This is a genomic window from Labrenzia sp. ATLA3 (assembly GCF_057180185.1).
Genome location: NZ_JBXUKV010000009.1, coordinates 101,810 through 124,132, shown reverse-complemented (window position 1 = coordinate 124,132; position 22,323 = coordinate 101,810). Strand labels below are relative to the sequence as shown.

Here is a 22,323-nt window from a genome sequence, read left to right as displayed (position 1 = left end):
CCTGGTATCGGCACCTCTTTGAGACCGCCCGCCTCGCGACGTGATGCCCTTACAAAACGGCAAATTCCCCGGCGAGGTTTTTCGGCGGCCGTTGGGAGCGAACCCATTCCGGAACCGGATGCAGGTCCATTGGCGATGCCAGGCTGCATTCCGGCGCAAGGTATAATGACTTAACTAGAGGGCCTGCGTTGCCTGAAGGACCCGCGCGATGCACATGGTGATCGACATACAGCAAGGTACCGCTTCAGCGGCTGCCTGCGTTGATCATACGACCGCGCCGGGCGCAGATGCTCTCTCTCATCTTAGCAAAACAAATACGGCAGATATCCTCCTACTGGGCGATGCGCGTTTCGCACATGCGCCCATGAGCGCTGCCGTGGAGAAGTTTAATAATGGCAAACAAAATGCTGATCGACGCGGGCCACCCGGAAGAGACCCGGGTCGTCGTCGTGCGTGGCAATCGGGTTGAAGAATTCGACTTTGAAGCAGCTAATCGCAAGCAGCTTCGCGGGAATATCTATCTTGCAAAGGTGACGCGGGTTGAACCTTCCCTGCAGGCGGCATTCGTCGAATATGGCGGCAATCGCCACGGGTTCCTTGCTTTCAGTGAAATCCACCCGGACTATTACCAGATCCCGGTAGCTGACCGCGAAGCTTTGCTGGCAGCGGAAGCAGCCGACAGGCAGCGCGATGATTCGGATGGCGAGGAAAAGCCAAAGCGCCGCCGCCGCTCCCGCGCAGCACGCAACGAAGCCACCGACTCTGTCGCCAGTGACAAGGTTGAAGCGGATGCTTCCGACGAAGCTGCCGAAGGTGACGAGGAAGCTGTAAAAGCCGACGAAGCGGATGGCGAAGCTGTGTCTGCCCGCAGCGCAGACGAGACCTCCTCTGACGAAGACGACGACGAAGCTTCATCTTCCGCGGAAGAAACAGACGAAGATGAGGAAGAAGAAGAAGCTCCGGTTCGCTCGCGTGGCCGTGGTCGCGGCCGTCGCCGCCGGCACCAGAACGATGATGACGATGATGCCGACAACGATGTCGACGCCGTCGAATCCGTTGGTGCGGAAGATGCGATGGAAGAAGTTCCCGAGCGCATTGTCCCGCTGCGCAAGCAATACAAGATCCAGGAAGTCATCAAGCGCCGCCAGATCATTCTGGTGCAGGTGGTCAAGGAAGAACGCGGCAACAAGGGTGCCGCGCTGACCACATATCTGTCGCTGGCAGGCCGCTATTCCGTCTTGATGCCGAACACCGCCCGTGGCGGCGGCATCTCGCGCAAGATCACCCAGCCGACCGACCGCAAGCGTCTGAAGAAGATCGCCTCCGAACTGGATGTGCCGGAAGGCATGGGCGTTATCCTGCGCACGGCCGGTGCGAGCCGGACCAAAGCGGAGATCAAGCGCGACTTCGAATACCTGATGCGGCTTTGGGAAAATGTCCGCGAACTGACCTTGAAATCCAGTGCTCCAAGCCTCGTTTACGAGGAAGGCAGTCTGGTGAAACGGTCGATACGTGACCTTTACAACAAGGACATCAACGAGATCCTTGTTGCGGGCGAAGAAGGCTACCGCGAGGCAAAGGACTTCATGCGCATGCTCATGCCGAGCCATGCAAAGAACGTCCAGCCCTATCGCGACCCCTCCCCGCTGTTCATCCGAAACGGTGTGGAACCGCAGCTCGATGCGATGTTCTCTCCGCAGGTCACGTTGAAATCCGGCGGCTATATCGTCATCAACCAGACGGAAGCTCTGGTGTCGGTTGACGTGAACTCCGGCAAATCGACCCGCGAACACAATATCGAGGACACCGCACTCCAGACCAACCTGGAAGCTGCGGAAGAAGTGACACGTCAGCTGCGCCTGCGCGATCTTGCCGGCCTGATTGTCATCGACTTCATCGATATGGAAGAATCGAAGAACAACCGGTCCGTCGAGCGCAAGCTGAAGGATTGCCTGAAGAACGACCGCGCCCGCATCCAGGTTGGCCGCATATCGCACTTCGGTCTTCTGGAAATGTCGCGTCAGCGCATCCGCACCGGTGTTCTGGAAAGCTCGACCACCCCTTGCCCGCATTGCCAGGGCACCGGCATGATCCGGTCGGTGGAATCTGTCGCCCTGCACGTGCTGCGGTCAGTTGAAGACAACCTGCTGAAAGGCGCGTCCCACAATCTGATCATCCGCACCACCACGCATGTCGCACTTTACATCCTCAACCAGAAGCGTTCGAACCTGGTCGATCTGGAAACCCGCTTCGCCATTGATGTGGAAGTCCATGCGGACGACATGGTCAACGGCCAGCTTTATGTTCTGGAGCGCGGTGCACCGGTTGATCGCGACCGTGTGCCGATGCCTGCGCCGGCGATTGTCCAGCCGGACACGATCGAGATCATCGACGAAGAAACAGAACAGCCGGAGATCGAGGAATTCGCGCAGCAGGACGACGACAATGATGGCCGTCGCAAACGCCGCCGTCGCAAGCGCCGGAGAGGCGGTTCCGACAACCAGCAGGATGATGGCGAAACGCGGCAGGTGAACGCCGAGACGGACGATGCCGATGGCGATGACGAACAGCCGCAGGAAGCCCGTTCAGGTGAAGAAGACGGCGATGACGAACCGCGCCGCAAGCGCCGTCGCGGTCGCCGTGGCGGACGCCGCGGACGCCGCAACGGTGACGAGCTTCAGGCTGAAGGTGGCGCCGAAAATGACGGCGAAGGCGACGGTGACAACCGCGACGCAGCTGCCTCCGGTGAGACCCAGGACGATCAGCCCGGTTCAGATGCCACCGCTGCCGCCGAAAACGGCAACGATACAGTGGTCGCTGAAGCAACGTCGCAGGATGATGCCCAGGCTGACGACGTGAAAGCTGCTGACGGTGAGACAGCCTCGGACGCGAGCGGTGAAACCCCGGCGGACGAAGCTGCTCAGCAGGACAATGTTGCCGCTCCGGCTCAGGCCGAGGCAGCAGAAGAAAGCCCGGTGACGGCTGAAGCCGAAACCATTGTGGTCGACACGCCAACGTCCGAACAACCGGTTGCCAGCGAAGCCGACGCCGAAGAAGAAGCCCCAGCCCCCAAGGCACCGGCCGAGCCGGTTGTCACCAGCGAAACAACTGGCGACGACACCAAGGACGACAAGCCGAAGCGCGGCGGCTGGTGGCAGCGCGGCCGTTCGTTCTTCTGAAGAGCATTCGACAAGCTTTGAAATAGAAAAAGGCGGCCAATGTGCCGCCTTTTTTATTGCCTGCTTGAGACCGGCTAACGCCCCGAGCCGAGAAAGCCGGAAAGCCTTTCCAATGCGTCCTTCATGTCTTCATGGGCACCGGCAAAGGAGAAGCGCAAGAATTCGTGGCCGTGCACCGGGTCGAAATCAACTCCCGGCGTTGCCGCAACCCCTGCCTCGTGCAGCATCCGCTTTGCGAAGTCGAGACTGTCTGTGCTGAAGCGGCTTATGTCCGCGTAAATGTAAAAGGCTCCGTCCACCGGCAACAGCCGGTCGAGACCGATCTTCGGCAGCCCGTCCAGCAACAACGCGCGATTGGCCGCGTACCCCGCCTTGACCGCTTCCAGTTCCTGCACCGCACCAAGGGCTGCTTCCGCTGCGATCTGAGACAGCTCCGGTGGGGAAATATAAAGGCTCTGGGCTATCCGTTCCGTCGGGCGCACCAGTTGCTCCGGCAACACCAGCCAGCCAATGCGCCAACCGGTCATGCAATAGTATTTCGAGAAGCTGTTGACGATGATGACGTTCTGCGACGTTTCCAGAGCGGTCCTCTCATCGCCGTCATAGGCAAGGCCGTGATAGATCTCGTCCGAGATGAACCAGATCCCCGCATCGTCGCAATAGCGGATCAGATCCTCCAGGGCCTCCGGCGTCATCATGGTGCCGGTTGGATTGGCCGGGCTGGCAACCAGAACACCTTTCACGGGCCCTTCTTTCCGCGCCTCTTCCAGATGGGCCGGTGTCAGGCTCCAGCGGGTTTCCGCGCCTACCTCGATCTCGACCGGGACAAGGCCGAGCGCTTTCAGGATGTTGCGATAGGCCGGGTATCCGGGCGCTGTCAGGACAATGCGGTCACCTGGATCAAACGCGGCCAGAAACGCGAGATTGAATCCTGCCGAAGAGCCCGTGGTCGCCATGATCCGCTCTACGGGAACCTCGACACCATAGGTCCGGCGATAATGAGCAGCCAATGCCTCTCGCAAGGGGCGGATACCGAGCGCCTCAGTGTAGCCGAGACGACCGTGGTCGAGCGTCTTCCTTGCCATTTCCAATGCGGCTTTTGGAGCCGGAGCCGACGGTTGCCCGACTTCCATATGGACAATCCTGCGCCCCTCTGCTTCCAGGCGTGCCGCTTCGGCTAGAACATCCATGGCGATGAAGGGCGCAACATCACTGCGGCGAGACGGCTGAAGAAGAGACTTTTGCATGTGTCCTGAAAATCCGGCTGAGAAACTGGCTTCACCCTATCGCGGATTTTTCCATTCGATGCAACGCAACGCGGCATCTGCAGATTTTGGAACGTTCCTCTGCCATGCAAGCTTGAGAACCTTACTTTTTTGTCATGCCGGTTTCCTTGACCCGCAACGCACACCTCCATACCTTCGCCACACATTCATGTCCCAGGATGAGATCTGTCTTTGAAGATGAGCCTGGAAAGCATTCCGGTCCGGATTGGAGTTTTGCACCTGTGCCTGGTTCCGACATTTTGAACATCGGTTTTCCGCGCAACATGGCGCGCAAGGCGGTCGCTCTTGCCTGCGCTACCGCCCTCGCCTTGCCCGTTTTATCTTTGCCCGCAACGGCTCAGGGGCGCAGCCTGCCGCTGGTGCGGGATGCGGAAACGGAACATCTTCTGAAGGACTATGCGACCCCCATTTTCAAGGCTGCCGGTATTTCGCATTCAGAACCGGAGATCATTCTGGTCAACGACAAGAGCTTCAACGCTTTTGTTCCCGACAGCCGCCGCATGTTCATCAACATCGGCGTCATAATGGAATCGGAAACACCGGGCGAAGTGATCGGCGTCATTGCCCATGAATCAGGGCATATTGCGGGACGCCACCTTGTCCGTCTGCGGGCCGCTGCCGCCAACGCCCAGATCATCTCCGTCATCGGCATGATCCTCGGTGCGGGTGCCGCCGCAGCGGGGGCGGCCTCCGGGTCTGGCCAGGTTGCGACCGGCGGTGGTGCGGTGATCATGGGGTCGGGATCCGTCGGCCAGCGGTCATTCCTGTCGTATCAGCGCGGTGAAGAAGCCGCGGCAGACCGGGCTGCTCTAAAATTTCTGAGCGCCACCAAACAAAGCCCGCGCGGACTGCTGAAAACCTTCGAACGCATGTCGGAACAGCAGATGTTCACGCGCAAATACGCCGATCCCTATGCGCAGAGCCACCCGATGGCCCAGGACCGTTACAACAGCCTGGTGACCGACGCGCAGAAATCGAAATATTTCAATCAACCGGAAGACTATGTGCTGCAATACCGGCACGATATGGTCCGCGCCAAGCTGTTTGCCTTCACCAGCCACCCGTCCGCGACGCTGCGCGCCTATCCGCGCAGCGACAAGAGCCCGCCGGCTCAGTACGCCCGTGCCATCGCCGCAATGAAGAGCAAGGGCAAAGGCGCGGTCAAGGAAATAGATGCCCTGATCCGCACCCAGCCGAACAACCCCTATTACTATGAGCTCAAGGGACAGGCCCTGCTTGAGGGTGGCGATCCGAAAGCCGCCATCGCCCCCTTCCGCAAGGCATTGTCGTTCAAACCGACAGAACCGCAGTTCCTGACATGGCTCGGATATGCGCTGGTTGCCTCCAACGACAAATCAAAACTGCCGGAAGCCGAACGAATCTTGAAACAGGCAATCCAGCGGGACAAGAACTCAGGCGTTGCCTACAGCCAGTTGGCCATTGCCCATGGCCGCCAGGGTGAGCGTGCGGAGGCTGATCTGGCGACCGCGAAGGGCCTGATGGTGAGCGGAGATTTCCAGGCGGCGAAACGCTACGCGGCCCGCGCTCAAAAAAGTTTGAAGAGGGGAACGCCAGCATGGCTTCAAGCCGACGACATTGTAGCGTACAACCCACCTAATCTGCCGAAGAACGGCCGCTGACACCTGTGACACGTATGGGATGCCGTCCGAACGCAAGAGACGGTTGCCTGAGGAGCCTTGAATGACCCAGATTTCCCCGAAGCCCCTGTTCCTGAAGACCGGGTCGCTTTGCCCGCCGGCGCTGCTGCGCATCCTGTCGGCTTGTGCGCTTGTGCTCGCCCTGCTGGCCGGCCCTGTTGCCGCACAGGAGGTGGACCGCAGCGAGATCGAAAAAATCGTGCGGGAATACCTGCTGGAGCATCCTGAAGTGATTGCCGAAGCCCTGACCGAACTTGATCGCCGGGAAAAGGAAGCTGCTGAAGCTGCACGCGTGCAGACCCTGACCGACAGCGCAGATGTTCTTTTCAATTCGTCCCGCCAGGTCGTGCTTGGCAATCCGGAAGGCACCGTGACGCTGGTTGAGTTCTTCGACTACAACTGCGGCTACTGCAAGCGCGCACACGGCGACATGGTCAAGCTGATCGAAGAGCATCCGGACCTGAAGGTGGTTCTGAAGGAATTCCCGGTTCTTGGCCAGGGCTCCGTTGAAGCGGCTCAGGTTGCTGTTGCAGTCAACTCCATCGCACCGGAGAAATATAGCGAATTTCACGAAAAGCTTCTGCTGAGCCGCGGACAGGCCAATCGTGCCAGCGCCCTCGAAGCAGCGAACTCCGTCGGCATTTCCGAAGATGATATTCTGGAATCCATGAAGACCGACGAAGCCAGCCAGACAATCGAAGAGGTCTATTCCCTCGCCAACCGCCTCGGCTTGACGGGCACCCCCTCCTATGTCGTGGGCAACGACGTGGTTATGGGCGCAGTCGGCTACCAGGAACTGAGCCAGAAGCTCGACGCACTGCAGAACTGCGGCCAGACAACCTGCTGACCCGGTGAGCCGAAACAGCGTTTCGGCTCACACTTGCCTGTTGGAAACCCCCATTCCTCATGTCAGTGAGAAATCGGGGGTTTTCCTGTTTCAATTGAATCCCTATAAGAAGCGTGGCTCGTCTCCTCGAAGAGACGAGCCAAAGATCTTTGTCCGCCCGAACAAACGGCGGAGCAAGAGCGTGGTTGCGGCCCCGGCCTGACGGACCCTGATCGAGTCGCAGGGCAGGAAATTCCGGGTCTGACCCCATCCCAGTATGGAGCAGTCGCCCGGCAAAGCGGCCAGTCGCGTGTCTTGCGGACCGAGTATGAGAGCCAAACATGATGCGTAATGATAACAAGAAATTTGACACGGCCCTGATCCGGGACCTCGCTGTTCTCCTGGACGAGACAAATCTCTCGGAAATCGAACTGGAACAGGGCGATACGCGTATCCGCGTTGCCCGTCAGATCTCGATCAGCGCACCGGTGAACGTTGCAGCGCCCATGGCCGCCCCTACGGCGCCGGCAGCAGCACCGTCCCAGGCCGCGCCCGCACCGGCAGCCGAACCGGCTCACGCCGGCACAACCGTCAACTCCCCCATGGTCGGTACAGCCTATCTGGCAGCCGAACCAGGCGCACCGAACTTCATTCAGGTTGGCGACAAGGTCACCGAAGGTCAGACGATCCTGATCATCGAAGCCATGAAAACCATGAACCACATTCCTGCCACCAAGGCGGGCACCGTCAAACAGATCCTGGTGGACGATGCGCAGCCGGTGGAATTCGGCGAACCGCTCATTATCGTCGAATAAGGAGCCGTCGTGGCCATGTTCTCCAAGATTCTCATTGCCAACCGTGGCGAGATTGCCCTGCGCATCCTGCGCGCCTGTAAAGAGCTTGGCATCTCCACTGTTGCGGTTCACTCCACGGCTGATGCGGATGCCATGCATGTTCGCCTTGCAGACGAAAGCGTCTGCATTGGCCCACCTGCAGCGCGCGACAGCTACCTGAACATCCCGCAGCTTCTTGCGGCATGTGAAATCACGGGTGCTGATGCCGTCCACCCGGGCTACGGCTTTCTGTCGGAAAACGCACGATTTGCGGAAATTCTCGAAGCCCACGGGGTCGAGTTCATCGGCCCGACGGCCGAACACATCCGCATTATGGGCGACAAGATCCAGGCCAAGCAGACGGCCAAGGACCTCGGCATTCCCGTTGTTCCAGGTTCCGACGGCGCGGTGACGGCAGGAGATGACGCTCACGCAATCGCTCGTGAAATCGGCTACCCGGTACTGGTCAAGGCCGCAGCCGGTGGCGGCGGTCGCGGCATGAAGGTTGCCCGCTCCGAGGCCGAACTCGACACGGCTCTGTCTACCGCGCGCTCGGAAGCCAAGGCAGCCTTCGGCGACGACGCGCTCTACATGGAAAAATATCTCGGCAAGCCCCGACATATCGAGATCCAGGTTCTGGGTGATGGCAAAGGTAACGCGGTTCACCTTGGTGAACGCGATTGCTCGCTGCAGCGCCGCCACCAGAAAGTGCTTGAGGAAGCACCCTCCCCGAGCCTCAATGCGGACCAGCGCAAGGAAATCGGCGAAATCGTTGCCGTAGCCATGCGCAAGCTGAAGTATCGCGGCGTCGGCACGGTAGAATTCCTCTATGAAAACGGTGAGTTCTATTTCATCGAAATGAACACCCGTCTGCAGGTGGAACACCCCGTTACGGAAATGATCACCGGTATCGACCTCGTCAACGAGCAGATCCGCATTGCCGCCGGCGGTACGCTGGACATGACCCAGGATGACATCAAGTTCGAGGGCCATGCCATCGAATGCCGCATCAATGCCGAAGATCCGGTCAACTTCACGCCGTCTCCGGGCACCATCACCTATTATCACCCGCCAGGTGGTCTGGGTGTACGCGTCGACAGCGGCGTCTATCAGGGCTACAAGATCCCGCCGTACTACGACAGTCTGATCGGCAAGCTGATCGTGCACGGACGCAACCGTGTAGAATGCATGATGCGTCTGCGCCGGTGCCTGGATGAATTTGTGGTTGACGAAATCAAGTCGACTATTCCGCTTTTCCGCGATCTGGTGGAAAATCAGGACATAGCGAACGGTCAGTACGACATTCACTGGCTGGAACAATATCTGGCGAAAAAGTCCAGCTGACCGGATACGGGAACGGGTGTCTGGAGCATTGCGTGTTTGAATGAGCGCGCAGAAGATGCTCCAGAAGACCGGTTGCGACCAGATTTCAGATGTTCCTATCGCGCATCTGCCGGTCCGTCGTTTCCCACTTGGTGAGTGAGGCCTCATGGCTGGTTACAAAGACGACATCGTTCTGGAAATCACTCCGCAGGTGCTTTTGAAAGCCTATGCCTGCGGCCTGTTTCCGATGGCGGAATCTGCCGAAGACCCTGGCCTCTTCTGGCTGGAGCCGGAACGCCGCGGCATTCTCCCCCTCAACAATTTCCACCTGCCTCGCCGCCTGCGTCGCACGATTCGAAACGACGTGTTCGAGGTTCGGGTCAGTACGGATTTCCAGGGCGTCATCGACGGCTGCGCCCACCCGATGCCAGGGCGGCAGAAAACCTGGATCAACCGGGAAATCAGACGCCTCTACGGTGAGCTGTTCGACATGGGCTATTGCCACACCATGGAGGCCTGGCAAGACGGCGAACTGGTCGGCGGGCTCTATGGCGTCAGCCTGAACGGAGCTTTTTTCGGCGAAAGCATGTTCACCTTCCGCACCGACGCCTCCAAGGTATGCCTTGCGCATCTGGTTGCCCGGTTGATTGCCGGAGGTTATTCGCTACTCGACACACAATTCGTCACCGACCATCTCAGCAAGTTCGGCACTGAGGAAGTTCCTCAGGCCGCCTATAACGAACGGCTCAGTGAAGCGCTGAAACTGGAAACCGACTTCTATGCCCTGTCACCGCAAGCCAACGGCCAGGAGGTGTTGGCGGTGCTTGATAGCTGGAACGAGCAATAGACCGGCCCCCGCTTCTAAACTTTACGAGGCCACCGGCAGAGTAGGACCGGACCAGCCAAACAACAGACTTGGAGACCTCCGGCGGCAGCCGGCTTTCAGACGTCCTGCGCCGAACGATCTCCGGCGTTCAATGCGCAAGAACACCCTTTTCAGGCAGTAAACGACCGGGGTGGCCCACTCAATTCTTTGCCCCCGCGCCAGTTCCGACCAGATCGCGAATTGTAGACCATGATGGCGACAGGAAAGCACTCATTCTGTGCGTGAAATCCTGCGTTTGAAAAGCCCTCATCGCGTTCCGGAACCCAAGTTCGGCGGCTGGTTCTTCCAAAGCGATATAAAACAAGTCCGACGGTGACTGATTTTTCGCCCAGAAATCCCGGGCTATCTTGAGCCAGAATTCGTACTCATAAGAGGGTGTCCCGCTGGTCATGAAGCCATCGGTTGATTTCGCATTGTCACTCTTTTTCACTCCCCCCGAATATGCCCGATCGAAAGCTCCCAGGTCTTTCAATCTCTGCCACAGGTGATGACGGTATTTCCCGTCAGACTTTCCAGTTGCACCGCTAGCGTTGCGTCGGTCGTCTTCCCCCATCGCGCGCGAAACCCGTTCCAGCTTTTGACCGCTGGTGAGACTATTGAGCCATATTGCCAACAGACCGGCTTCGATATTTTCTTCCAGTTTGTCGTGCTTGAACCACTTGTAGCCGCGAGGCACATGAGCAAAGGGAGACCGCTCCAGCGAGCGCCGGAGTCGTTCGATATCAACCGAACCGCCGGTACGCGCAGCTTCCTGCATTTTCAGTATTTTCTGGGTGGAATTGATATAGACCAGATTATAGTGAAACTTGATGTACTGAAGATACTTCTGGGGATTGGTATCAAACTGCGGCGGCGAAGGAAGAGGTTCCTTTTCGCCCTTCACAGCATCGATTATGTAGAAGGTCGCAATTCCCGCAGCCACCGGATTGGTGATCAAGGCAGCCAGGGGACCTTTCATGGTGCCCTTCAACGCCGTCCAGGCCCAGCCTGGTTCTGTATCGTGCCCTTTCGGCAATAGCTTTCGGACAGCCTCATCAGCATTCACATAACTGCTGCCTGTCTTGATCAGAATATTTTCCCAGGCCGGTTTGCAGACGTTGTTGAGACGGTTGCTCAGCTCCTGAAGCTTCATCCATTCCCGTTCCATCCGACTGCTCCTCGATCGACAATAAGTATCCCCTTCTTTACATCGCATATTACCTTACGTTATGTGTTTTAAGTCACAAATAAATTACATAGGAGCAGAAATATATTTCAAAATATACTTTCAATTGCATAATAATTTTATGTATACCCATTTAAGGGATTCAACGATCAATTACAGATAATCTGACGGCAGCTCACCAGACAACATTCCCCCTGCCCCACGTCTGCTGTACCGAACGGTTTGCGGGCGCCTGTTCGGGCTGAAACAAAAAAAGCCCTGCAAATGCAGGGCATTTCAGTCTTGATGTTCACAGTGCACGGTGATCAGCCGCCCGGCGTCCAGGCTTCGTAATCGCCGGTCACTTCCGGACGTTTTTCCGGAGTCAGGATAGAGCCATGCGGCCGGTAGGCTGCAGGCGTGCCCGTCGGATTGGACCGATGGGCCTGCTGCCAATGCTTGGCGTGGTAGGTTTCATCGGACGGCGGCGTGTCGACGCGGTGATGCATCCAGCCATGCCAGCCCGGAGGAATGGCGGAGGCTTCGGCGAGACCGTTGTAGATCACCCAACGCCTTTTGCCTGCGCGTTCCTTGTAGTATTTGTTGCCGAACTCATCCTCACCGACAAACTCACCCTTGCGCCACGTGAAGAAGCGGGTGCCCATCGTCTGGCTGTTCCACCAGGTAAACAGTTCTAGCAGCAGAGTTTTCATGGCCCTTTGAAGGTCCCTTGATTGCAAGTCGGAAACATCCTTTGCCACGCCAATAGGGCGGGACGGATTTTGCCGGACTATGGCGCTATCGGCTGCGTCTGTCCAGACTTTGCATCCAGAAAAGAACGGGAAATTGCGCGCCCGGTCTGATCGCCGCTGTCACAACGCGTGCATCCGTTTGCAAGCCATGCGTATCAAGTATGGCCTCAGTGAAGTTTCAGACCCTTGAAGGGGGCAAAGCCGGCATTGCGGATATGTTTCGCCGCTGCCGAATGCTGTTGGGGTGTCCCTTCTTTCTTTACGCCGGCGAAGACCTTTGGCGGATCTTCCTGTTTGCTCTCGAACGCAGCTTCCACGGCACCTTCTACCGCGGCACGCTTTTGCGTGGCAACGCGGTGGTGCAGCCGCGCACCGGCAAGCGATTGCATCTTTTCCGCCTGTTCATCCATGGCCTTCTGGATGCCATAGATGTTGTAGAAGCCGGAGTTCTCCAGAATCATCGGACGGTCGTCCGCCAATATCCACTTCAGCCGCTTGAAAAGCGTCGACGGAGAAACCGGCTTGACCAGAACATGATGGGCCCCTGCCCTCAAGGCCTTATCCACCAGTGGGCGGGTACCATGCGCGGTGATGAAAAGAATCGGCACATAGCAAAGCGGCTCCATATGACGGTGCCGCACAAGGCGCAGAAACTGGTAACCGGACGTCGGCGCCATGCGCCAGTCAGTGAGAATCACATTGGGCGGTTCAGCCAGACTGGCCTCAAGCGCCTCGTCGACCGAATCGAATACCCGCACACGCGCGACCTTGAAACTGAGCAGTATCGAACGGAGAATCGTCTGCATCGGTTTGCTGTCTTCCACGACGACAGCATCAATGTCTTCCATCGCTAGTCCGAATGCGGCGTGATGTTTCATCAAATGCAGACCTTTTTCCCTATCCCGTCCGCATGAAACCAGCCCCGGCTTAAACCCGGTTGAAATCCGTCGTCGCCATTTTCGTCAAATTGTCATCAAATGCAGTCTATTATCATCCACAGGGACTTGCGCCTTGTGGCGCCTGCACTCCTTCGCCGGGAAAGCAAGCGCTAATTTCCTTGGCAAAACGGGGTCCCCGCTCCGGTCCCCATTATCCACACACCCACACAAGATTTTGCGTTTGCCCACAATCCAGGCACTACCTGTTGTCACTCCGGCCTTGACCTTAAGATTTCGTTTACATTAGTTTCTCATCATTGCGATGTGAGTAGTCGGGAGCCCATTCGGGCGCTTCGGTCAGCAAAAATCACCAGTATCAGGCGTACCGCTCCAGGTCTTTGACCCCAAAGCCAGGAGACGGGTTTTGTTGTGCCGACTTCCTGGCGCATGTCGCGACAAACCTGTTGATGACCACTATATATAGTGGATAGAAACACAAGATACGCTACATACAGGCTCGAAGCCTGTAACTTGCAGGACGGCATCCGAACCTAGAGGCAGGCGGCCACGCCACGTCGGATGCGATGCGGTCAAGGCTGGTTCGGGGGAACCGGCAGTAATCTAAAAGGGGACTTGAGAAGATGCGGATCGAGCGGCGCTATACCAAGGAAGGTCAATCGCCTTACGCAAGCGTTGAATTCCGGAACGCTACCAGCGAAATCCGGAATCCGGACGGATCCATTGTGTTCCGTCTTGAGAACATTCAGGTCCCGACCCAGTTTTCGCAGGTCGCGTCTGACATTCTGGCTCAGAAGTATTTCCGCAAGGCCGGCGTTCCGGCCAAGCTGAAGGCCGTTGAAGAAAACACCGTCCCGTCCTGGCTGTGGCGCCATGAGGCCGATGAGGCCGCACTGGCAGACCTGCCGGAAGACGAGCGTTACGGTTCAGAAATCGACGGCCGCCAGGTTTTTGATCGTCTTGCCGGCACCTGGACCTACTGGGGCTGGAAAGGCGGCTATTTCGACAAGGAATCCGACGCCCAGGCTTTTTACGACGAACTGCGTTACATGCTGGCGACCCAGAAGGTGGCGCCGAACTCCCCGCAGTGGTTCAACACCGGCCTGCATTGGGCCTATGGCATCGACGGCCCGGGCCAGGGTCACTTCTATGTCGACTTCCAGACCGGCAAGCTCGTCAAGTCCAAGAGCGCCTATGAGCACCCGCAGCCGCATGCCTGCTTCATCCAGTCCGTTGGCGACGACCTGGTGAACGAAGGCGGCATCATGGACCTTTGGGTTCGCGAAGCACGCCTGTTCAAATACGGTTCCGGTACGGGCTCCAACTTCTCCCACGTCCGTGCTGAAGGCGAGCGCCTGTCCGGCGGCGGTAAATCCTCTGGCCTGATGAGCTTCCTGAAGATCGGCGACCGGGCAGCCGGTGCGATCAAATCCGGTGGCACCACACGCCGTGCGGCCAAGATGGTGGTGGTCGATGTCGACCACCCGGACATCGAGGAATACGTCAACTGGAAGGTCAAGGAAGAGCAGAAGGTAGCGGCACTCGTCACCGGCTCCAAGATCTGCCAGAAGCACCTTTCTGCGATCATGCGCGCCTGCGTCAACTGCGAGGCGGATAACGGCGATTGCTTCGATCCGGCCAAGAACCCGGCCCTGAAGCGCGAAATCCGTGCCGCCAAGAAGATGATGGTGCCGGAAAACTACATCCAGCGCGTCATCCAGTTTGCCCGCCAGGGGTTCAGCAAGATCGAATTCCCGACGTTCAACACCGACTGGGATTCCGACGCTTATCTGACGGTTGCCGGCCAGAACTCCAATAACTCGGTTCGCGTAACCGATGGTTTCCTGAATGCCGTTGTCGAAGACAGCGACTGGGATCTGACCGCCCGCCGCTCCGGCGACGTTCTGAAGACCGTCAAGGCAAAGGAACTGTGGGAACAGATCGGCTACGCCGCCTGGGCCTCCGCAGATCCGGGACTGCAGTACCACACCACCATCAACGACTGGCACACCTGCCTTGCCGATGGCGAGATCCGCGCGTCCAATCCGTGCTCGGAATACATGTTCCTGGACGATACGGCCTGTAACCTTGCGTCCCTGAACCTGATGCAGTTCCGCCGGGAAGACCGGTCTTTCGACATCGACAACTATGAACATGCCGTCCGCCTGTGGACCATCGTTCTGGAAGTCTCGGTGCTGATGGCCCAGTTCCCGTCCAAGGAAATTGCCGAACTCTCCTACAAGTTCCGCACTCTTGGTCTTGGTTATGCCAACATCGGCGGCCTGCTGATGACCTCCGGCATACCCTACGACAGCGATGAAGGCCGCGCGCTTTGCGGTGCACTCACCGCCGTCATGACCGGTGTTGCCTATGCCACTTCTGCTGAAATGGCCGGCGAACTTGGCGCCTTCCCGGGCTACAAGAAGAACGCAAACCACATGCTGCGCGTCATGCGCAACCACCGCCGGGCAGCCTATGGCAATGCCGAAGGCTACGAAGGCCTGAACACGGCACCGGTGGCACTCGACCATGCGTCCTGCCCGGACAAGGTCCTGATCGAACGCGCCCAGAAAGCCTGGGACCGCGCGCTCGAACTCGGCGAAAAGAACGGTTACCGCAACGCCCAGTCCACCGTGATTGCCCCGACCGGCACCATCGGTCTGGTCATGGACTGCGACACCACCGGCATCGAACCCGATTTCGCGCTGGTGAAGTTCAAGAAGCTGGCCGGTGGCGGCTACTTCAAGATCATCAACCGTGCCGTTCCCGAAGCTCTGCGCAAGCTCGGCTATTCGGAAAGCGAGATTGGTGAAATCGAAGCCTATGCCGTTGGCCATGGTTCCATCGATCAGGCGCCTGGCGTCACCCCGTCCGCACTGAAGACCAAGGGCTTCACCGATGAAAGCCTGACCAAGCTAAAGGACGGCATGAAGTCGGCCTTCGACATCAAGTTCGTCTTCAACCGCTGGACCCTCGGTGACGAGCAGATGAAGGCGCTCGGTGTTTCCGACGAGCAACTGGAAGATCCGGAATTCGATCTCCTGACCTTCCTTGGCTACACCAAGGCAGAAATCGAAGCGGCCAACACCCATGTCTGCGGTGCGATGACCCTGGAAGGTGCTCCCTTCCTGAAGGAAGAACATTATCCGGTCTTCGACTGTGCCAACCCGTGCGGCCGTATCGGCAAGCGCTACCTGTCGGTCGAAAGCCACATCCGCATGATGGCTGCAGCCCAGCCGTTCATCTCCGGTGCGATCTCCAAGACGATCAACATGCCGAACGATGCGACGGTCGAGGACTGCAAGGAAGCCTACATGCTGTCCTGGAAGCTCGCCCTCAAGGCGAACGCCCTTTACCGCGATGGCTCCAAACTGTCTCAGCCGCTCAACTCCCAGCTTCTGGTGGATGAGGACGAAGACGAAGATGAGGCCATCGAGGCGCTCGCCGCCAAGCCGCTGGCTGCCAAGGCCGAAGTGGTTGCCGAACGCATCGTCGAGCGGATCGTCGAGCGTGTCGTCCGTGAACAGGAAAAACTGCCGACCCGCCGCAAGGGCTACACCCAGAAGGCAAAGATCGGTGGTCACACCATCTTCCTGCGCACCGGCGAATATGATGACGGCCGTCTCGGCGAAATCTTCCTCGACATGAACAAGGAAGGGTCTGCGCTTCGGGCGTTCATCAACAACTTCGCGATCTCCGTTTCGCTTGGCCTCCAGTACGGTGTACCGCTCGAGGAATATGTCGACGCGTTCACCTTCACCAAGTTCGAACCGGCCGGCATGGTCCAGGGCAACGACGCGATCAAGAACGCGACGTCGATCCTCGACTACGTCTTCCGCGAGCTGGCCGTTTCCTATCTCGGCCGTCACGACCTTGCCCACGTTCCGCCGGAAGCTTTCAGCGGCCCGGTCAGCGCAGGCGCGGTCAAGACCATGGACAAGGGCAACTCTGGCGGTGTGGTTTCCCACGGCCTGGTTCGCGGCCAGACCGAGCGTTTCCGCCTAGTCTCCGGCAACGAGCCTGCCGGAGAGATCACCGAAGCGGTGAAAGTGGAACTGGGCGCAACGATTGCCGCGCAGACCTCAGCAGTCGCAACGGCCTTCGCTCGCGGCTCAGAAACCACTGCCGCAGTTGAAGTGACCTCAGCTCCTGCCCCGCAGGTGAAAACCGCAGCTCAGCAAATCGCCCAGGCCCGAATGAAGGGCTACGAAGGCGAAAGCTGCTCGGAATGCGGCAACTTCACCATGGTACGCAACGGCACCTGCCTGAAGTGCGACACCTGCGGCTCGACCAGCGGCTGCAGCTAACAACCGACGGGCTTCTGTCCCGAGTCGCATAGGACGGCCAATTCAGGCCAATAGGCGGCTCAAACGACCCTGAAACGAAAGAACCCGCCCATCGGAAACGATCGGGCGGGTTTTCTTTGTTTGCGGCCCATGATGGCAGACCCCGGGTCGAATGTCGGTGGGATAACGTCACCCGATCGATGTTCATGAGACAACGTCCCGTGAAACATGAGGATGTTTCCAAATCATCGCCTTGTGTTGGAGTATTCTGAAGGCCTTCTTTGAGGAAGACAGCCGGGGGCCATCCGCACGCGAGCGCCTTATGCCGGGTTCTTCCCCTCACCCCATGATTTCCGAACAGTTACAAGCAGTCCTGCACGCAAACGAGTTCGCGGGCGAGACTACCAGGGTGGGGGCACAGTGAGACCTCACTTTTGTTTTGATGCCTGCAAATGAGCATCAAAGACACTCGGCAGAATAACCGACCTGGGGGCGTGAAGCAGTCATCAATCAGAAGCCTGCCCCAAATGCCCCTCTCACAAATGCAGATATTGCTCCACGTGGTCGCGGTTGGCGTTGAAGGCTTCCGCCTCGCCTTTCCAGACGATTTCACCCTTTTCGATCACGTAATACCGGTCCGAGATCCGGGAGAGTTCGTCGAGGTTCTTGTCGATCAGGAGGATCGACAGGCCGCTTGCCTTCAGGCCGGCGAGCATGGACCAGATTTCCTCGCGGATCAGCGGGGCCAGGCCTTCGGTTGCCTCGTCGAGGATCAGGAGATCCGGATTGGTCATCAGGGCGCGGCCGATGGCCAGCATCTGCTGCTCGCCGCCCGACAGCTGGAAGCCGAGGTTGCGCCGGCGCTCCGCCAGGCGAGGAAAGGCCTGGTAGATCTTTTCCTCCGTCCATCCGCCCGGCGCAGGACGCGCGGTTGCGCGCAGGTTTTCGCTGACGGTAAGCGAAGGAAACACCTGCCGCCCCTCCGGCACCAGTCCCAACCCCGCCTGGGCAATCCGGTGGGGCGGTTCGCCGGTCAGGTCCTCGCCTTTCACCAGCACCTTGCCTTCGCTTGGTCTCAAAAGCCCCATGAGACAGCGCACGGTGGTCGACTTGCCCATGCCGTTGCGGCCCATGAGCGTGGTCACCTGGCCCTCGGCCAGGTCGAGGTCGATCCCGAACAGCACCTCGGCGTTGCCGTAGCCCGCATGCAGTCCGGAAACAGTCAGAAGCGCACTCATGTCTTGCTGTCTCCGAGATAGGCGGCCCGGGCCGCCGGGTCGTTTCGGACCTCGTCCGGGGTTCCCTGAGCCACGACCTGTCCGTTGACCAGCACCGAAACCGTGTCCGCCAGCCGGAAGATCGCGTCCATGTCATGTTCCACCAGCAGCATCGGAATGCTGCGGCGCAGGTCGGCCAGAATGTCGGTCAGCATCGCGCTCTCCACCCGCCCAAGGCCGGCCATGGGTTCGTCCAGCAGCAGGAACCGCGGCGCGCCCGCCAAAGCGATAGCCAGTTCCAGAAGCCGCCGTTCGCCGTGGGACAGGTCGGCGGCGGGCACGTGGGCCCGCTCCGCCATGTTGAGGCGTTCCAGCGTCGTCATGGCCGTGTCGTTCAGGGTCTGCTCGCGCGCGGCCGGGCGGAAGAAGCGGAAGCTCGAACCGTCTTTGGCCTGCGCTCCCAGCGCCACGTTTTCCAGAACCGAGAACGACGGCAGGATCGAGGTCAGCTGGAAGGTGCGCCCCAGGCCCGCCTGCGCCCGCTGCCAGATCGCGCTGGCGGTTATATTGCGGCCGGCAAGAACGATCTCGCCCGCATCCGGGCGCAGAACGCCTGAGATCTGGTGGATCAGTGTCGTCTTGCCCGCCCCGTTCGGCCCGATAAGCGCATGGCATTGTCCCTCGGGAACGGACAGCGAGATGTCGCGGCTGACGTGTACGGCGCCGAAATGCTTGTTCAGGCCGCGGATTTCCAGAACGCTCATGTCGCCTGCTCCGTGTTTACCAGGTGCGCGCCCGTTTTTGCCGCCCCGGACTTCGCGGGATCGGAGACCTTCGGGGCCGGCAGCAGCAGGTGGCTCAACCCGCCCCGGGCATAGAGCGCCATCAGCACCAGCAACGGGCCGTAGAGAAGTCGCCATTCGTGCATGAACGATCCGAGCACTTCCTCGACGATGACCAGAAAGAACGCGCCGAAGAGTGCGCCGTTACGCGTTCCCAGACCGCCCAGCACAACGACCACCAAGAGGTCTCCGGACCTTTGCCAGGTAGCAAGCGCGGGGCTGACGAACTCTGCCTGCTGCACCGTCAGGAGGCCGGCAACGGCGGCGATCATGCCCGCAATCACATAAGCGGTGAGCCGGTAGCGGAAGACGGAAAAGCCAATGATTTCCGTCCGCTCGGGATTGTCGCGCGCAGCCCGCAGGACCCGGCCGAAACGGGAATTGCTCAGGCGGTGAACGCCCCACCAGGTGACCAGAAGCGTTAACAGGATGACGATGTAGAGGTGACCGCCGCTCTGGACAACGTCACTGCCGAACAGGGTCGCGAGGGACCAGAGCGTCAACCCGTCGTCCCCGCCATAAGGTGCAAGCGAGGTCAGTGTGAAATAGGTCATCTGGCCGAAGGCGAGCGTGATCATCAGGAAGTAGATCCCGGAGGTCCTGAGTGCCAGCGCACCGGTGACAAGCGCGTAGAGCCCGGAAACAGCGAGCGCAATCAGCAGCAATACCAGGATATTTTCGATCCCGCTGTCCAGGCCGATGGCCGCCGCATAGGCACCGATCGCGACGAAGGCCGCGTGACCCAGGCTGAGCATCCCGCCCTGGCCGATCAGAAGGTCGAGCGAGATCGCCGCGATCGCCAGCAGCATCGCCTTGATCACCAGATTCAGGAGGTAGGCTTGGCCGATCAGCGGCAGGACGAACGGGGCGGCCAGCAGAAGCGCGAATACGAGGCCCATGACAAGGAAACTGCGGTCCACGCGCATCATGCGGCCCCTTTCGCCGGCAGCAGTCCCTGCGGACGCACCACCAGGATGACGGCCATCAGGATGTAGATCAGCATCGACGCCAGCGCAGGCCCCACCTGAGTGGACAACGAGGGCGGAAAGACCAGTTCCAGCCCCTCGGTCAGGAGTGTGCGCCCGAGCGTGTCGAAGAGGCCGACCAGAAGGGCTGCCAGGAAAGCTCCGCGAATCGAGCCGATGCCGCCGATGATGGTGACCACGAAGGCGATGATCAGGATGTTGTCGCCCATGCCCGGCTCGATCGCGAAGATTGGTGCGGCGATCACGCCGGCAAAGCCCGCAAGCATCGCGCCGACGCCGAAGACGATCATGAACAGCTTCTGGACGTCGACCCCGAGCGCGGAAACCATCTCCGGCGTGGTCGCGCCGGCACGGATCAGCATGCCCACCCGGGTTCGGGTCACCGTGACGTAGAGCAGAGCTGCAACGACGAGCCCGGCCAGGATCGTGACGAAGCGATAAACCGGATAGCGCAGTTGCTCTGTCAGCTGGATCGATCCGGCCAGAAACTCCGGCGGCTGGATCGACAGCGTGGCCGGACCAAAGATCACCTTGGCCAGTTCATTGAGAAAGATGATGATCCCGAAAGTCGCCAGCACCTGGGTCAGATGATCCCGGCCGTAAAGTCGCCGGAAAACAAAATGCTCCAGCAACAGACCGAACAGGAGGGCTGCAACCATCGACAGGACAACAGAGACGAGGAAGCTGCCGGTCAGTTGATGAAAGGCGAAGACCAGATAGGCCCCCACCATATATTGCACGCCGTGGGCCAGATTGATGAAGCCCATGACGCCGAAGACGAGCGTGAGCCCGGCCGCGATCAGGAACAGGAGCGTGCCGTACTGGAGCCCGTTCAGGCACTGGATCAGAAGGAGAGTGAAAGACATCGCGTCTGCCTTTTGATTGAAGAAATGCGCCTCCCCTCGACGAGAAGGCGCGGTCGGCTTGCTACATCTTGCATTCGTCGTGGAGGCTGTCGGCGTAGTCCTTGACGATCGTCCGCTTGACCGTCGTCCAGTACTGGCCGTCGTCCCGCTTGGCGACCTCAAGCAGATGGAAATCCTGAACGGGATAGTGGTTATTGCTGAAGGAGAAGGAGCCGCGTACGGAGGTGAAGTCCGCGGCTTCCAGTGCCTTGCGCATCGCGTCCTTGTCGCTGACCTTGCCACCGGTCTTTTCCAGCGCGCTGGCGATCAGCATGGCCGTGTCATAGGACTGGGCGGCGTAACCGCCTGGAACATAGCCATATGTCTCCTCGAAGGCCGACACGAAGGCCTGGTTGGTCTCGTTCTTCATGTCCGGCGCCCAGTTGCCTGCCGAAAGGAAACCGACGGCAGCGTCCTTCTGGCCAGGCAAGGTGGTTTCGTCGGTCGTGAAAACGGACGTGAATGTCATGCTGTCGCCAAGGCCGGTGGCCTTGAACTGCTTGACGAGGCGTACGCCCATACCGCCGGGCATGAAGGTGAACAGCGCGTCCGCACCTTCGGTGGAGATCTTGGCAAGTTCGGACGAGAAGTCCTGATGGCCGAGCGGCGTGTAGATCTCGTCCGCAATCTCGCCCTTGAAGGTCTGCTTGTAGCCGGCGACATTGTCGCGCCCGGCCTGGTAGTTGGGCACCATCAGGACGACCTTCTCGAAGCCCTCCTCATTGGCGATCATGCCGCTCACCTCGGCGTTCTGGTTATTCTGGTAGGAGGTGACGAAGAAATACGGATTGCAGTTCTTACCGGCGAAGGTCGACGGCCCCGCATTGGGGCTGATCAGGAAGGTCTTGGACTGTGTGACCGGCTTGAAGATCGCCTGCAGCAGGTTTGAGAACACGGTTCCGACTACGATGTCGACCTTGTCCCGCTCAATCAGAGACTTCGCCTTGAGCAGCGCCACATCGGGCTTGAGCTCATCGTCCTCGACGATGAGGTTGACGGACTGGCCGCCCAGCTTGCCGCCGTTCTGCTCCAGCGCGAGGTTGAACCCGTCGACGATCTGCTGGCCGAGCGCTGCCGGTGGGCCGGACAGGGTAACAACCATCCCGATCTTCACGTCCTCGGCGAGCGCTGCCGACGACAGCGCCGTATTCATTGCCAGCATCGCCGCCAGGCTCGCAAAAGTGATTTTCGTCCGAGCTTTCATGATCATTCTTCCTTTTCTGCCCCCCTCCGGGACGGGTTGAATTTCAGTTCAACAATTTTGCGGGACCGGTTTCCTTGTTTGTTTTTCCGATGTCCCGGGA

At 59.2% G+C, this 22,323-nt stretch carries 16 protein-coding genes; 7 read left to right on the top strand and 9 right to left on the bottom strand.

Annotation, left to right across the window (positions count from 1 at the left end; all coding sequences use genetic code 11):
• Positions 1-392: 392 nt before the first annotated feature.
• Positions 393-3,179 carry an Rne/Rng family ribonuclease gene (locus tag AC2A6O_RS24500; protein ID WP_498931020.1) on the top strand — a complete coding sequence of 929 codons (2,787 nt, stop codon included), beginning with the start codon at positions 393-395 and terminating at the stop codon, positions 3,177-3,179.
• 74 nt (positions 3,180-3,253) lie between these two features.
• Here the strand turns inward: AC2A6O_RS24500 and AC2A6O_RS24495 are convergent, their stop codons facing one another.
• The gene (locus AC2A6O_RS24495) at positions 3,254-4,426 is read right to left on the bottom strand and encodes a pyridoxal phosphate-dependent aminotransferase (protein WP_498931018.1); all 1,173 of its coding nucleotides are present in this window, start codon (positions 4,424-4,426) and stop codon (positions 3,254-3,256) included.
• 260 nt (positions 4,427-4,686) lie between these two features.
• On the opposite strand from AC2A6O_RS24495, the gene AC2A6O_RS24490 reads away from it, so the two are divergent.
• The 5 genes from AC2A6O_RS24490 to aat all read left to right on the top strand — a co-directional run bounded on the left by AC2A6O_RS24490 (position 4,687) and on the right by aat (position 9,952).
• On the top strand, positions 4,687-6,105 hold the full coding sequence (locus AC2A6O_RS24490; RefSeq protein ID WP_498931016.1) for a M48 family metalloprotease: 1,419 nt from the start codon (positions 4,687-4,689) through the stop codon (positions 6,103-6,105).
• 61 nt (positions 6,106-6,166) lie between these two features.
• Entirely contained in the window at positions 6,167-6,970 is an 804-nt protein-coding gene (locus AC2A6O_RS24485; RefSeq protein ID WP_148586701.1) for a DsbA family protein, read from the top strand.
• A 323-nt stretch (positions 6,971-7,293) separates the two neighbouring features.
• Positions 7,294-7,764, top strand: a complete 471-nt coding sequence (accB, locus tag AC2A6O_RS24480; protein WP_148587340.1) for an acetyl-CoA carboxylase biotin carboxyl carrier protein — start codon at positions 7,294-7,296, stop codon at positions 7,762-7,764.
• A 15-nt stretch (positions 7,765-7,779) separates the two neighbouring features.
• The gene (accC, locus tag AC2A6O_RS24475; protein ID WP_148586700.1) at positions 7,780-9,126 is read left to right on the top strand and encodes an acetyl-CoA carboxylase biotin carboxylase subunit; all 1,347 of its coding nucleotides are present in this window, start codon (positions 7,780-7,782) and stop codon (positions 9,124-9,126) included.
• 145 nt (positions 9,127-9,271) lie between these two features.
• On the top strand, positions 9,272-9,952 hold the full coding sequence (gene aat, locus AC2A6O_RS24470) for a leucyl/phenylalanyl-tRNA--protein transferase (RefSeq protein ID WP_498931014.1): 681 nt from the start codon (positions 9,272-9,274) through the stop codon (positions 9,950-9,952).
• Between the two features lie 178 nt (positions 9,953-10,130).
• On the opposite strand, the gene AC2A6O_RS24465 is transcribed toward aat, so the two are convergent.
• From AC2A6O_RS24465 to AC2A6O_RS24455, 3 genes are all read right to left on the bottom strand, one after another.
• Positions 10,131-11,138, bottom strand: coding sequence for a hypothetical protein (locus AC2A6O_RS24465; protein WP_498931012.1), 1,008 nt, complete (start codon positions 11,136-11,138; stop codon positions 10,131-10,133).
• A 323-nt stretch (positions 11,139-11,461) separates the two neighbouring features.
• Entirely contained in the window at positions 11,462-11,848 is a 387-nt protein-coding gene (locus AC2A6O_RS24460) for an NADH:ubiquinone oxidoreductase subunit NDUFA12 (protein ID WP_148586697.1), read from the bottom strand.
• Between the two features lie 206 nt (positions 11,849-12,054).
• Complete coding sequence (locus tag AC2A6O_RS24455) at positions 12,055-12,765, bottom strand: response regulator (RefSeq protein WP_209001298.1); 711 nt, start codon at positions 12,763-12,765, stop codon at positions 12,055-12,057.
• A 641-nt stretch (positions 12,766-13,406) separates the two neighbouring features.
• Here AC2A6O_RS24455 and AC2A6O_RS24450 point away from each other — a divergent pair.
• Complete coding sequence (locus AC2A6O_RS24450) at positions 13,407-17,090, top strand: vitamin B12-dependent ribonucleotide reductase (RefSeq protein ID WP_498931009.1); 3,684 nt, start codon at positions 13,407-13,409, stop codon at positions 17,088-17,090.
• A 515-nt stretch (positions 17,091-17,605) separates the two neighbouring features.
• Here AC2A6O_RS24450 and AC2A6O_RS24445 read toward each other — a convergent pair.
• The 5 genes from AC2A6O_RS24445 to AC2A6O_RS24425 all read right to left on the bottom strand — a co-directional run bounded on the left by AC2A6O_RS24445 (position 17,606) and on the right by AC2A6O_RS24425 (position 22,223).
• Positions 17,606-18,307, bottom strand: coding sequence for an ABC transporter ATP-binding protein (locus tag AC2A6O_RS24445; protein WP_498931007.1), 702 nt, complete (start codon positions 18,305-18,307; stop codon positions 17,606-17,608).
• Complete coding sequence (locus tag AC2A6O_RS24440) at positions 18,304-19,050, bottom strand: ABC transporter ATP-binding protein (protein ID WP_498931005.1); 747 nt, start codon at positions 19,048-19,050, stop codon at positions 18,304-18,306. The genes AC2A6O_RS24445 and AC2A6O_RS24440 overlap by 4 nt, the downstream gene beginning before the upstream one ends.
• Positions 19,047-20,057, bottom strand: coding sequence for a branched-chain amino acid ABC transporter permease (locus AC2A6O_RS24435; RefSeq protein ID WP_498931003.1), 1,011 nt, complete (start codon positions 20,055-20,057; stop codon positions 19,047-19,049). The genes AC2A6O_RS24440 and AC2A6O_RS24435 overlap by 4 nt, the downstream gene beginning before the upstream one ends.
• The gene (locus tag AC2A6O_RS24430; RefSeq protein ID WP_498931001.1) at positions 20,054-20,980 is read right to left on the bottom strand and encodes a branched-chain amino acid ABC transporter permease; all 927 of its coding nucleotides are present in this window, start codon (positions 20,978-20,980) and stop codon (positions 20,054-20,056) included. Before AC2A6O_RS24430 ends, AC2A6O_RS24435 begins: the two co-directional genes overlap by 4 nt.
• Positions 20,981-21,041: 61 nt before the next feature.
• The gene (locus AC2A6O_RS24425) at positions 21,042-22,223 is read right to left on the bottom strand and encodes an ABC transporter substrate-binding protein (RefSeq protein ID WP_498930999.1); all 1,182 of its coding nucleotides are present in this window, start codon (positions 22,221-22,223) and stop codon (positions 21,042-21,044) included.
• Between the last annotated feature and the right edge of the window lie 100 nt (positions 22,224-22,323).